This is a genomic window from Streptomyces sp. NPDC045778 (genome assembly GCF_056431945.1).
Genome location: NZ_JBWKJZ010000017.1, coordinates 1 through 13,767, shown reverse-complemented (window position 1 = coordinate 13,767; position 13,767 = coordinate 1). Strand labels below are relative to the sequence as shown.

General features: G+C 70.3%; 5 protein-coding genes, 1 tRNA gene and 1 rRNA gene. 1 reads left to right on the top strand and 6 read right to left on the bottom strand.

The features are described from left to right. Positions 1-104 precede the first annotated feature (104 nt). From AC07GB_RS22140 to AC07GB_RS22130, 3 genes are all read right to left on the bottom strand, one after another. Entirely contained in the window at positions 105-2,903 is a 2,799-nt protein-coding gene (locus tag AC07GB_RS22140) for a DNA translocase FtsK (protein ID WP_478847965.1), read from the bottom strand. A 335-nt stretch (positions 2,904-3,238) separates the two neighbouring features. Continuing rightward, entirely contained in the window at positions 3,239-3,922 is a 684-nt protein-coding gene (locus AC07GB_RS22135; RefSeq protein WP_478847963.1) for a response regulator, read from the bottom strand. Between the two features lie 301 nt (positions 3,923-4,223). Beyond that, positions 4,224-9,731 (bottom strand): HAMP domain-containing protein, encoded by a 5,508-nt coding sequence (locus AC07GB_RS22130; RefSeq protein ID WP_478847961.1) that lies wholly within the window; start codon positions 9,729-9,731, stop codon positions 4,224-4,226. Positions 9,732-9,987: 256 nt separating this feature from the next. On the opposite strand from AC07GB_RS22130, the gene AC07GB_RS22125 reads away from it, so the two are divergent. After that, entirely contained in the window at positions 9,988-12,648 is a 2,661-nt protein-coding gene (locus AC07GB_RS22125) for a SpoIIE family protein phosphatase (RefSeq protein WP_478847959.1), read from the top strand. A gap of 83 nt (positions 12,649-12,731) precedes the next feature. Here the strand turns inward: AC07GB_RS22125 and AC07GB_RS22120 are convergent. The 3 genes from AC07GB_RS22120 to rrf form a co-directional block, all read right to left on the bottom strand. Next, positions 12,732-12,807: transfer RNA gene (locus AC07GB_RS22120), tRNA-Thr, on the bottom strand. 87 nt (positions 12,808-12,894) lie between these two features. Continuing rightward, positions 12,895-13,650, bottom strand: coding sequence for a DegT/DnrJ/EryC1/StrS family aminotransferase (locus AC07GB_RS22115; protein WP_478848204.1), 756 nt, complete (start codon positions 13,648-13,650; stop codon positions 12,895-12,897). A gap of 22 nt (positions 13,651-13,672) precedes the next feature. Beyond that, a 5S ribosomal RNA gene (gene rrf / locus AC07GB_RS22110) occupies positions 13,673-13,767 on the bottom strand; the annotation flags it as partial.

Here is a 13,767-nt window from a genome sequence, read left to right as displayed (position 1 = left end):
GTACGGGTGAGCCGGCCCCCGTACGGGCGAGCCGGGGCGCGCACGCGGCGCTCCCGGCCGTCGTACGGGGCCGGGCCCCGGGCTCCCGAGATGTTTCCGGGCTTCTAGGAAGCCTCCCCGCGGATTACGGCGAGCACTCCATCCAGCTCATCAGGTTTCACGAGAACGTCACGAGCCTTTGACCCTTCACTCGGACCCACGATGTTGCGCGACTCCATGAGGTCCATGAGGCGGCCGGCCTTGGCGAAGCCGACGCGCAGCTTGCGCTGGAGCATCGACGTGGACCCGAACTGGGTGGAGACGACCAGCTCGGCCGCCTGGCACAGCAGGTCGAGGTCGTCGCCGATGTCCTCGTCGATCTCCTTCTTCTGCTTGGTGCCCACCGTGACGTCGTCGCGGAAGACCGGCGCCATCTGGTCCTTGCAGTGCCGCACGACCGCCGCGACCTCGTCCTCGGTCACGAAGGCGCCCTGCATGCGGACCGGCTTGTTCGCCCCCATCGGCAGGAAGAGCCCGTCGCCCTTGCCGATGAGCTTCTCGGCGCCGGGCTGGTCGAGGATCACTCGGCTGTCGGCGAGCGAGGAGGTGGCGAAGGCGAGCCGGGAGGGCACGTTCGCCTTGATCAGACCGGTCACGACGTCCACGGAGGGCCGCTGCGTCGCGAGCACCAGGTGGATGCCGGCCGCGCGCGCGAGCTGGGTGATGCGCACGATCGAGTCCTCGACGTCGCGCGGCGCCACCATCATCAGGTCGGCCAGCTCGTCGACGATCACCAGGAGGTACGGGTACGGCTTGAGCTCGCGCTCGCTGCCCTCGGGCGTCTTGAGCTTGCCCTCGCGCACGGCCTGGTTGAAGTCGTCGATGTGGCGGTAGCCGAAGGCCGCGAGGTCGTCGTAGCGCAGGTCCATCTCGCGTACGACCCACTGGAGCGCCTCCGCGGCCCGCTTGGGGTTCGTGATGATCGGCGTGATCAGGTGCGGGATGCCCTCGTACGCGGTCAGCTCCACACGCTTGGGGTCGACGAGGACCATGCGGACGTCCTCGGGGGTGGCCCGCACCATGATCGAGGTGATCAGACAGTTGATGCAGGACGACTTTCCGGAGCCGGTTGCTCCGGCGACGAGGATGTGCGGCATCTTGGCCATGTTGGCCATCACGTAGCCGCCCTCGACGTCCTTGCCGAGGGCGACCAGCATCGGGTGCTCGTCCTCGGCGGCGTCCGCGAGCCGCAGCACGTCACCGACCTTGACCATCTCGCGGTCGGTGTTCGGGATCTCGATGCCGACCGCGGACTTGCCCGGGATCGGCGAGATGATCCGCACGTCCGGGGAGGCGACGGCGTACGCGATGTTCTTCGCGAGCGCGGTGATCTTCTCGACCTTCACGGCCGGGCCCAGCTCGACCTCGTAGCGCGTGACCGTCGGGCCGCGCGTGAAGCCGGTGACGACGGCGTCGACCTTGAACTCGGTGAACACGGTGGAGAGCGCGTCGACCACCGCGTCGTTGGCGGCGCTGCGGGCCTTGCCGGGGCCGCCGCGCTCCAGGAGGTCGAGCGACGGCAGGGAGTACGTGATGTCCCCGGAGAGCTGGAGCTGCTCCGCGCGCGGGGGCAGGTCGCGCGACTCGTCCGGCGCGGCCTTGGTCAGGTCGGGCACGCCGGCGCGCGCGGGCTCCTTGGCCCCGGCCTTACGGCCCGGCGTCGCGTCCGCCCCACGGCCTTCGGTGCCGCGCGCGGACGGCACCGGCGCGGACGGGTCCTGCGGCGCGCGCTCCACGGAGACGCCCTGCGTGAGGTCCGCGACCAGCGGCGAGGGCGGCATGCCGTGCAGCACGGCGCCGTCGAGCGCGGCGGCAGCGGCGGCGGCCACGTCCACCGCGTCCATGGGACGGTCCGGGTCGGGCTGCACGGAGGCCCTGCGGGGCCTGCGGCGCTTGGACAGGGCGTCTTCCTCGGCCTGGTCGGCGGAGGCCCCCTGCGGCCCGTCAGCGGGCCGCCTGCGGACCCGGGAGCGGGGGCGCGCGGGCAGCGCCTCGCGCCACTGGTCCTCGTACCGCTCGTCATCATCGGTGTACTCGGCGTACTCGCCGTCCGCGTACTCCTGGACCTCGGCGGGCCCCTCGATCACGCCGAGGCGTACGCCCAGCGCGCGCAGGCGCTGCGGGATGGCGTTGACCGGGGTCGCCGTGACGACGAGCAGACCGAAGACCGTCAGCAGGACCAGCATCGGCACGGCGAGGACCTCGCCCATCGCCTTGGTCAGGGGCGTCGACGCGCCCCAGCCGACGAGCCCGCCCGCGTCCCTTATGGCCTGCATGCCGTCCGCGCGCGCGGGCGAGCCGCAGGCGATGTGCACCTGCCCGAGCACGCCGAGGACGAGGGCGGACAGGCCGATGACGATGCGGCCGTTGGCGTCGACCTTCTCGGGATGCCGGATGAGGCGCATGGCCATGCCCGCCACAAGGAGGGGCACGAGGAGGTCGAGCCGTCCGAAGGCGCCGGTCACCAGTATCTCGACGAGGTCGCCGACGGGGCCGCGCAGATGGGACCAGGTGCCCGCCGCGACGATCAGCGCGATGCCGAGGAGGAGCAGCGCGAGTCCGTCCTTGCGGTGCGCGGGGTCCAGTCCTCTGGCGCCGCGGCCCACGCCGCGGAACATCGCGCCCACGGCGTGCGCGATGCCGAGCCAGATGGCGCGGATGACGCGGTAGAGGCCGTTGGTGGGGCTCGGCGCCGGCTTCGGGGCGGGCTTCTTGGGTGCCGCGGTCTTCTTGGCGGGCGCCTTCTTCGCCGGGGCCTTCTTGGCGGGCGGCTTCTTGGCGGCGGCCTTCTTCGCCGGAGCCTTGGTCGGCGCGGCCGCCTTCTTCGCGGGCGTCTTCTTGGCTGCGGGCTGACGTGAGGCCATGGGTGTGAGATTACCGGGGGAGGCGACGGTGGACACGTGTGCCTACTGCTTCACCCGTTTGTGTCGCCCTTGTGGAGGCGGCGAACTGACGAGGCTTCACAGGAAGGCTGACGACGGCTCACGGCAAGCGCCGGGAGCCACCGACGCATCGTACGGAATCATTGCTTCCGCCACCTGCGCGCCCGCGTCCGGGCCACCGTCGGCCCGCGTCCGGGCCACCGTCGACCCGCGTCCGGGCCACCGTCGACCCGCGTCCGGGCCACCGTCGACCCGCGTCCGGGCCACCGTCGGCCCGCGTCCGGGGCGCCGCGCGCGGACGGTGCTCCGAGCCCCCGTCAGTTCTGCGACGGCACCGAAGGCGCACCGCTGCCGGTGCCCGGCTCCAGGGCGTCAAGAGCCCTGCGCAAACCGGTGAGTTTGCGTTCGAGATGGGCTGCCGTGGCGACGGCCGCCGCGTCGGCCGAGTCGTCGTCGAGCTGTTTGGACAGCGCCTCGGCCTGCTCCTCGACAGCGGCGAGCCGGGCCGACAGCTCGGCGAGGATACTGGCCGGCTCCCGGGCGTCGTCGGCCGCAGTCTTGCCGCCGCCCTCCAGCTGGAGGCGCAGCAGGGCCGCCTGCTCGCGCAGTTGACAGTTCTTCATGTACAGCTCGACGAACACCGAGACCTTCGCGCGCAGGACCCACGGGTCGAAGGGCTTGGAGATGTAGTCCACGGCGCCGGCCGCGTATCCCCGGAAGGTGTGGTGCGGGCCGTGGTTGATCGCCGTGAGGAAGATGATCGGGATGTCCCGGGTGCGCTCCCGCCGCTTGATGTGCGCCGCGGTCTCGAAGCCGTCCATCCCTGGCATCTGGACGTCCAGGAGAATGACCGCGAAGTCGTCCGTCAGCAGCGCTTTGAGCGCTTCCTCCCCGGACGATGCCCGCACCAGCGTCTGATCGAGCGCAGAGAGGATGGCCTCCAGCGCCAGCAGATTCTCCGGCCGGTCATCGACCAGGAGGATCTTGGCCTTCTGCACCATGGCCCGCCCTCCTCGCCCCGGCGGTACACCGGGCGCCGCCCCAGGGGACGGCTCCCTGGCGCCGTCCGTCCTTGTGCCGGTCATGGTAGCCGCACCCCGCCTGTCGCCACACCCTGTCACCGCGATGTCACTGTGCACGTAGCAGAAACGCAGTGGCGGACCAGAAGGTTCCCCGAATACCGCGGTTCTACACTGCGCCGGACACACTCTGTCAGCAACTCCGCGTAGCGGCGCGGCTTCTCCCGGCGCCCCGGCGGCGGCCCGGGAGGGCGGCCGGGAGCGTGGCCGCGGCCACGCTCCGTCACTCCGCCCGCATCCACTGCTCCATGACCGACAACAGATGATCGGGATCGACCGGCTTCGTCACGTAGTCGGATGCACCGGAGTCGATCGCCTTCTCCCGGTCGCCCTTCATCGCCTTCGCGGTGAGCGCGATGATCGGAAGGCCGGCGAACTGAGGCATCCTGCGGATCGCCGTCGTCGTCGCGTACCCGTCCATCTCCGGCATCATGATGTCCATCAGAACGACCGTCACGTCGTCGTGCTGCTCCAGGACCTCGATGCCCTCGCGGCCGTTCTCCGCGTACAGCACCGACAGGCCGTGCTGCTCCAGGACACTGGTGAGCGCGAACACGTTGCGGATGTCGTCGTCGACGATGAGGACCTTCTCGCCGCCGAACTGGAACGCCACGCGCGGGGACGCCGTGTCCTGCGCGCCGCCCTCCTGCCACTGCTCCCGCACTCCCGCCCCGGGGGCCGGCTGCGGGGCCTCGCCCGCAGGCTCCCCGGCGGACGCGGCCCGGCGGCGGCGCCGGAAGAGCGCGGCGGGCCCGGCGGGCCGCTCCGCGACCTCCGCGCGCGCGGTGCCGGGCAGCCCGGGCTCCGCGGCCGCGTTGCCCGCGACCTCGCCCAGGCTCTCCAGAGCCGGCAGCGCGGGGGCCGCGGGCGAGGCGAGCTGGGCGTACCCCTGCGGCGGAAGTTCGCTCGGGTGCAGGGGCAAATACAGCGTGAAGGTGGAGCCGCGGCCCGGTTCGCTGGCCGCGTGGATCTCGCCGCCGAGCAGCCGCGCGATCTCCCGGCTGATGGACAGGCCCAGACCTGTGCCGCCGTACTTGCGGCTGGTGGTGCCGTCCGCCTGCTTGAACGCCTCGAAGATCACCCGCATCTTGCTGGCCGCGATGCCGATGCCCGTGTCGGCCACGGAGAAGGCGATCAGATCGGCGTCCGGGTCGCGCAGCGAACCGGCCTCCAGGAGCTGCTCGCGGATCGCGTTCGGCACGTCGTTGCTGGCGAGCCGGATGACCAGTTCCACCGCGCCGGTGTCGGTGAACTTGACCGCGTTGGCCAGCAGGTTGCGCAGCACCTGAAGGAGGCGCTGTTCGTCCGTGTGCAGCGTCGCGGGCAGCTCGGGCGATACGCGTACGGAGAAGTCGAGCCCCTTCTCGGCGGTCAGTGGACGGAAAGTGGCCTCTACGTAGTCCACGAGTTGGACGAGCGCGATGCGCGTCGGGCTGACGTCCATCTTGCCCGCCTCGACCTTCGACAGGTCCAGGATGTCGTTGATCAGCTGAAGCAGGTCTGAGCCCGCCCCGTGGATCGTTTCGGCGAACTCCACCTGCTTGGGGGTGAGGTTCGCGTCGGCGTTGTCCGCGAGCAGCTTGGCGAGGATGAGCAGGGAGTTCAGCGGCGTCCGCAGCTCGTGCGACATGTTCGCCAGGAACTCGGACTTGTAGCGCATCGACACCGCGAGCTGCTCGGCACGCTCCTCCAGGACCTGCCGGGCCTCTTCGATCTCGGTGTTCTTCACCTCGATGTCGCGGTTCTGCTGGGCGAGCAGCGCGGCCTTCTCCTCCAGCTCGGCGTTGGAGTCCTGGAGCGCCTTCTGCCGGTTCTCCAACTCCTCCGAGCGCTCGCGCAGTTGCTCGGTCAGCTCCTGCGACTGCTTGAGCAGCATCTCCGTCTTCGTATTGACGCTGATGGTGTTGACGCTCGTCGCGATCATCTCGGCGATCTGGCTCAGGAAGTCCTTCTGGATCTGCGTGAACGGCTGGAACGACGCCAGCTCGATCACGCCGAGCACCTTGCCTTCGAAGAGCACCGGCAACACGATGACCTGCGCCGGAGGCGCCTCACCGAGCCCGGAGGCGATGCGCAGATAGCCGGAGGGCGCGTTCTCCACGAGGATCGTGCGGCGCTCCTTGGCGGCCGTGCCGATCAGCGTCTCACCGGGCCGGAACGAGGTGGGCATCGAGCCCATCGAGTAGCCGTAGCTCCCCAGCATCCGCAGTTCGTACGCGTCCTCGTCACGGCCCAGGTCGTTCGCGTCGTCGACGGCCATCGCGAGGAAGAACGCGCCGTGCTGCGCCGAGACCACCGGTGTCAGCTCGCTCATGATCAGCGAGGCGACGTCCTCCAGGTCGCGGCGGCCCTGCATCAGACCGGAGATGCGGGCCAAGTTGCCCTTGAGCCAGTCCTGTTCCTTGTTGGCGAGCGTGGTGTCGCGGAGGTTCGCGATCATCGTGTTGATGTTGTCCTGGAGGACCTGGATCTCGCCCGCCGCGTCCACGTCGATCTTCAGGTTGAGATCGCCGCGGGTCACCGCGGTGGCCACGGCCGCGATCGCGCGCACCTGCCGGGTGAGGTTCCCGGCCATCTCGTTCACGGACTCCGTGAGGTCGCGCCAGGTGCCGTCGATGTCCCGCACCCGCGCCTGACCGCCCAGCTGGCCCTCGGTGCCCACCTCGCGGGCGACGCGCGTGACCTCCTCGGCGAAGGACGAGAGCTGGTCGACCATCGTGTTGATGGTCGTCTTGAGTTCCAGGATCTCACCGCGCGCGTCGATGTCGATCTTCTTGGTCAGGTCGCCCTTGGCGATGGCCGTCGTGACCATCGCGATGTTGCGGACCTGGCCGGTCAGGTTGGACGCCATGCCGTTGACGGACTCGGTGAGGTCCTTCCACGTGCCCGAGACGCCCGGGACGCGGGCCTGCCCGCCGAGGATGCCGTCCGTGCCCACCTCGCGCGCCACCTTGGTGACCTGGTCGGCGAACGAACTCAGCGTCTTCACCATGGTGTTGAAGGTGTCCGCGAGCTGCGCGACCTCGCCGCGCGCCTCGATCGTCACCGTCTTCGTCAGATCACCGTTGGCCACGGCCGCGGCGACCTGGGAGATGTTCCGCACCTGCATGGTCAGGTTGTTGGCCATCAGGTTGACGTTGTCGCTGAGGTCCTTCCAGATGCCCGTGACGCCCGGGACGCGGGACTGGCCGCCCAGCTTGCCCTCGGTGCCCACCTCACGGGCGACCCGCGTGACCTGCTCGGCGAACGACGACAGCTGGTCGACCATCGTGTTCACGGTCGTGACGAGTTCGAGGATCTCGCCCTTGGCGTCGACGGTGATCTTCTTGGACAGGTCGCCGCGGGCGACGGCGGTCGTGACCTCGGCGATGTTGCGGACCTGGAGCGTCAGGTTGTTCGCCATGCCGTTCACGGACTGCGTCAGGTCCTTCCACGTGCCCGACACGCCCTGCACCTCGGCCTGGCCGCCCAGGATGCCGTCCGTACCCACCTCGCGGGCGACGCGCGTCACCTGCTCCGCGAAGGCCGAGAGCTGGTCCACCATCGTGTTGAGGGTGTTCTTCAGCTCCAGGATCTCGCCGCGCGCGTCCACGTCGATCTTCTGTGACAGGTCGCCGCGCGCCACCGCCGTGGCGACCTGCGCGATGTTGCGGACCTGCGCGGTGAGGTTGCCCGCCATGCCGTTCACGGAGTCCGTGAGGTCGCGCCACACGCCCGCGACGCCGGGGACCTGCGCCTGGCCGCCGAGCCTGCCCTCCGTGCCCACTTCCCGGGCGACGCGCGTCACCTGGTCGGCGAACGCGGAGAGCTGGTCGACCATCGTGTTGATGGTGTTCTTCAGCTCCAGGATCTCCCCGCGGGCGTCCACGTCGATCTTCTGGGAGAGGTCGCCGCGCGCCACCGCCGTCGTCACCTGGGCGATCTGGCGGACCTGCGAGGTCAGATTGCCCGCCATGAAGTTGACGGAGTCCGTCAGCTCCTTCCAGGTGCCGCTCACGCCGTCCACGCGCGCCTGACCGCCCAGGCGGCCCTCGGTGCCCACGTCCCGCGCCATCCGCGTGACCTGGTCGGCCATGGACGACAGCTGGTCCACCATCGTGTTCACGGTGTTCTTCAGCTGGAGCATCTCGCCTGAGACGTCCACGGTGACCTTCTGCGACAGGTCGCCGTTCGCCACCGCCGTCGTCACCTGCGCGATGTTGCGGACCTGACCCGTGAGGTTGCGGAAAGCCGTGTTCACCGAGTCGGTGAGGTCCTTCCAGGTGCCCGCCGCGCCCGGCACCTGGGCCTGGCCGCCGAGCTGGCCCTCGGCGCCGACCTCGCGCGCCACCCGGGTCACTTCGTCACCGAAGGACGACAGCTGGTCCACCATGGTGTTCACGGTGTTCTTGAGTTCGAGCATCTCGCCCGCGACGTCAACCGTGACCTTCTGCGACAGGTCGCCGTTCGCCACCGCCGTCGTGACCGTGGCGATGTCACGGACCTGGGTCGTCAGGTTCCGGAAGACCGTGTTGACGGAGTCCGTCAGGTCCTTCCAGGTGCCGGCCGCGCCCGGCACGTTGGCCTGGCCGCCGAGCTGCCCCTCGGCGCCGACCTCGTTGGCCACGCGCGTGACCTCGTCGGCGAACGTCCGCAGCGTCTCGGTCATCTGGTTGATGGTTCCGGCCAGCTGCGCCACCTCGCCGCGCGCGCTCACCCGCACCTTCTGCGACAGGTCGCCGTTGGCGACGGCCGTCGTGACCGTCGCGATGCCGCGCACCTGGGCCGTCAGGTTTCCGGCCATCAGATTGACCGAATCCGTGAGGTCCTTCCACACGCCCGCGACGCCCGGCACCTGCGCCTGCCCGCCCAGCTCGCCCTCCGTACCGACCTCGCGCGCGACGCGCGTGACCTCGGAGGAGAACGAGGACAGCTGGTCCACCATCGTGTTGACGGTGTTCTTCAGCTCCAGCATCTCGCCGGCCACGTGAACCGTGACCTTCCGGGACAGATCACCCTTGGCCACTGCGGTCGTCACCAGCGCGATGTCCCGCACCTGGGCCGTCAGGCGGTACGCCATCGTGTTGACCGAGTCCGTGAGGTCCTTCCACGAACCGGACATGCCGCGCACCCGGGCCTGCCCGCCCAGCTTGCCCTCCGTGCCCACCTCACTGGCCACACGCGTGACCTCGTCGGTGAACGTGGACAGCTGGTCCACCAGGTTGTTGACCGTGCGCCCGACCTTCAGGAACTCGCCGCGCAGTGGATGGCCGTTGCCGTCCGCCACGTGCGCGCGCAGCTCCATGCGCTGCTCCAGGTCGCCGTCCGCGACCGCCGAGAGCACCCGGCCGACCTCGGAGACCGGTCGTACGAGATCGTCCACCAGGTCATTGGCCGCGTCGATCGCAGCGGCCCAGGAACCCTCCATCGCCCCGGCCGCCAGCCGCTCTGTGAGCTTCCCCTCACGCCCCACCGTGCGCCGCACCCGCGACAACTCTCCGGTGAGGTGCAGATTACGGTCCGCGACCTCGTTGAAAACAGCGGCGATCTCCGACATCACGTCGTCGCCCGTGACCGTGAGCCGCTTGCGGAAATTCCCGTCCCGCATCGCCACGAGCGCCGTCAGCAGCCTGTTCAGGGCCGCTGCCTCCACCGTGACCGTCGTCCCGTTCCGCGGCTTGCGCTGACCGTTCAGGGACCGTTCGTCTTTCGCGCGCGTCTTACTGCCCCGCGTCGCAGCGCCAGACTCCACTGTGTCCCTCCCGCAAGGGTCGACCGTACTGCTCGTCTCATGCCTGCCCAGTGTTTCACCATGGCCGAACCAGGCCATAACAGTTCGGCAGCTTCGCACACCGTCCGCACACCCTCCGGGCGGAAACACTGGCGACCGGCATCAGCATGGACGGCGAAGGTAAGTAACCTGGCATCCGGCTGTCCAACCACCCCGGTCCTGCCCGGCCAGGGCGGTGGCACACATATTCAGCGGGCATCGGAGGGGCGGCCGCACCATGGGACTGCAGATTCCCGGGGGACAACGGACGAGGAGCTCTGTGATCACCGCGCGCGCGGCTGCGACTTTCGAACCCGTCGGGCGTTCCGTCGCGACGGCCCGCTCGTTCGTCCGGGACACCCTTCAGGGGTGGGGGTTTTCGGACATCATCGACGACGCGGTCGTCCTCACCAGTGAGCTGGTCACGAACGCCGTCGTGCACGCGGGCACCGCCGCCGACGTCCAGTGCCTGCGTACCGACGACTCCGTCCGCATCGAGGTCTCCGACCGCTATCCCGAGCGCGAGATCCCCCTCCAGAACTCCCCCGCGACCATGGGCAGCCCCGACCGCGAGGGCGGCCGCGGCCTCCAGCTCTGCGCCGCGCTCGCCACCCGCTGGGGCGTCGACTACACCCCCACGCACAAACAGGTCTGGTTCCAACTCGACCTGCCCGACCGCCCCGTGGGCACCCGCACGGCCGGCCCCACCCTGCCGCCCGACCTGCTCCCGATCACCGACGGCCGCGTCCGCGTCGCCGTCGTCCAGATCGACCGCACGGGCGCCATCTCCGCCTGGAACGAGGACGCGGAGGAACTCTTCGGGTACGTCGCGGAGCAGGTCACCGGCAAGCCGCTGACGGACTTCGCTGCCTGGCCGCACACCCCCGGCACCAGCACCGGCATCGCCGACGCCCTCCAGCTCTCGCGCTGGGAGGGCAGCTACGGCATCCGCGACGCCGACGGTCGCGTCACCCCCGTGTACGCCTCCCACCTGCGCGTCCGCGACACGGACGGCGAGCCATCCACGGTCTGTCTGCTCGTACGCGACGACGAGCGGGCCGTCCTCCAGACCCCGCTGCGCGTCCCGTCGCCCGAGTCCGGCGCCCTCAGCGAGCCGCACGCCGCCGATCCCTTCGAGGTCTTCATCGGCTCGCCCACGCCCGAGGACCTGGACGGCCTGCTCCAGCGCACCGTCGAGCGGGCCCGCGACATGCTCGACGGCGACGCGGCCTTCCTCCTCCTGGCCACGGACGACGAGACGGAACTGGAGGTACGCGCCTCCACCGGCCTGCCCTCGGCCCGCCAGCGTTTCGCCCGCGTCCCCGTCGAGGCGGGCACCGGCCGCTACGGCTCCGCCCGCATGCCCGCCGTCCACGAGGACCTCACGGTCGTGCGGGACGCGGTGCCTCTCCTCAAGGGCACGGGCATGCGCTCGGTCGTCACGGTCCCGCTGAAGGTCGAGGGCCGGCTCACGGGCTCCCTCGGCGTCGCCGCAGAGGCCCCGAACCGGTACTCGAACGAGGAGGCCCTGCGCCTCCAGTTCGCCGCCGACCGCATCGCCCTCGGCATCGAGTCGGCCCGGCTCGGCGATCTGCAACGCCTGCGCCGCGGCTCCCTCTCCTTCCTCGTCGAGGCCTCCGACCTGCTCGCGGGCACGCTCGACCGGGACCAGACCCTCGCGCTCATGGCGCAGATGACGGTCCCCACGCTCGCCACCTGGTGCGCCGTCTACACCATCGCCGACCAGACGTCGGAGCCGTACCTCTCGTACGTCCTGCACGAGGACGAGGAGCGCATCGACGGCTTGAAGGCGCTTCTGAAGAAGGTCGATCCCCCGGAGCCGGTGCGCACCCCGGGCGCCCGCATCTGGAAGGCCCCGTCCGAGGCCGCCCACCAGTCGGCCCTGCGCACCTCCATGCGCAACCTCGGCCTCGGCGAGCCCATGTCCACCGCGAGCGGCATCGGCACCTCGCTGTCCACGGCCTCCGCGGTGGGCGGCGAGACGGTGGTCCTGCCCCTGGTCGCCCGCAACCGCGTCATCGGCATGCTCACCCTCGGCAAGCCCTCCGACGAACACTTCCGCCAGGAGATCCTGGAGCTGGCCGAGGACCTGTCCCGCCGGGCCGCGCTCGCCCTGGACAACGCCCGCCTGTACTCGGAGCGCACGGCCATCAGCCAGTCCCTCCAGCGCAGCCTGCTCCCGCCCGGCCTGCCCCAGGTCCCCGGCGTCGAGGTCGAGGTCATCTACCGCGCGGCCGGCGAGGGCAACGAGGTGGGCGGCGACTTCTACGACCTCTTCCCGATCCGCGACGGCACCTACGGCTTCGCCATCGGGGACGTGTGCGGCACGGGCCCCGAGGCGGCCGCCGTGACGGGCCTGGCCCGGCACGCGCTGCGCCTCCTCGCCCGGGAGGGCTTCGACGGCCCCGCGGTCCTGGAGCGCCTGAACGCGGCGATCCTCGACGAGGGCGCCCGCAGCCGCTTCCTCACCCTCCTGTACGGCGAGCTGTGGCCCCAGGAGGACGGCTCGGCGGTCCTGAAGATCGTCTGCGCGGGTCATCCGCTGCCGCTGCGCCTGCGCCAGGACGGCACGGTCGAGCCGTACGCGGAGCCCCAGCCGCTGCTCGGCGTCATGGAGGACCTCGATCTGTACGAGCAGACGATGACGCTCGACCCGGGCGACGTCCTGCTCTGCGTCACCGACGGCGTCACCGAGCGCCGCGAGGGCACCCGCATGCTGGGCGACGACGGTCTCGCGGACGTCCTGACGACCTGTACGGGCCTCACCGCGGGCGCCGTGGCGGCCCGCATCATGCGGGCCGTGGAGCGTTTCGCGGCGGACGCCCCGTCGGACGACATGGCGATCCTGGCCATGCGCGTACCGGAGTTCCAGGGCTGAACTCCCGGTGCCTTTCCGGGCACCGGGGGCTCGGCCCGCGAAACAAAGAAGGCCACCGCCTGGGAGGCGGTGGCCTTTTCCTATGGAGCCCCCAAGCGGAATCGAACCGCTGACCTTCTCCTTACCATGGAGACGCTCTACCGACTGAGCTATAGGGGCCAGTTGCGCCTTGCGCGGCTTCCCGCGCTGCAACGAAATAAATCATACCCGAACATCCGGTGGTCTCGAACCGCCCCGCTCCAGCGGCTAAAACGCCGGCTGGAGCAACCCTCCGAGCGCGTTGCACGCCGATACGATCCGCTGGAGGTCGCGCCGGCTCAGCCAGGCGTCGACGGGCAGGGCCAGCGTCTCGTCCGCGGCCCGCTCGGTCTCCGGCAGCTCCACGTCCCGCCAGAACTGCGGCGTGCGGTGCAGCGGCGTCTTCACGGGAACCCGGCAGTCGACGCCCTTGGCCCGCAGGACCCGCGCGAAGGCGTCCCGGTCCGGCCGTCCGTTGCCGGGTACGCGTACGACGTACTGCTGATAGCTGTGGCCTTCGCCGCCGGCGGGCGTGTGCACCCCGGTCAGCCGGGCGGTGAGGTACGCGGCGTGTGCGCGCCGCCGTGCGACGTCGTCGTACGTCGCGCCCTGCTCACCTTCTTCGAGTACGAGCATGCCGTGGCGCTGCCCGAGCGCGTGCAGCCGCGGCATGTCGGCCTGGTTCCCGAAGCGGCGTACGGCGACGACGGCGGCGGTGCGCTCGGTGCGGACGGCGTCGACGGCGTCGACGCCGAGGCAGTACGTGGCCGGGTCTATGTCGGCGAAGACCGGCATGGCCCCCGCGGAGACCACGGCCTCGGCGACCGAGGCGCTCCCGTACGCGGGTACGACGACCTCGTCCCCGTTGCCTACACCTGCCGCTCTGAGCAACGCTTCTGTCCCCATGTGACGGATGCTGATCGCGCAACGTGAACGGCAAGTGACGCAAAACGAAAAAGAGCTGGTCCCCGAACCGAAGTTCAGGGACCAGCTCTTATCAAAGATTGTTCGGCGGCGTCCTACTCTCCCACAGGGTCCCCCCTGCAGTACCATCGGCGCTGAAAGGCTTAGCTTCCGGGTTCGGAATGTAACCGGGCGTTT

What these genes read in the sequence shown, in the direction of transcription:
- AC07GB_RS22140 (WP_478847965.1), bottom strand. Translation starts at nt 2,903, where the DNA reads ATGGCCTCACGTCAGCCCGCAGCCAAGAAGACGCCCGCGAAGAAGGCG.
- AC07GB_RS22135 (WP_478847963.1), bottom strand. Translation starts at nt 3,922, where the DNA reads ATGGTGCAGAAGGCCAAGATCCTCCTGGTCGATGACCGGCCGGAGAAT.
- AC07GB_RS22125 (WP_478847959.1), top strand. Translation starts at nt 9,988, where the DNA reads ATGGGACTGCAGATTCCCGGGGGACAACGGACGAGGAGCTCTGTGATC.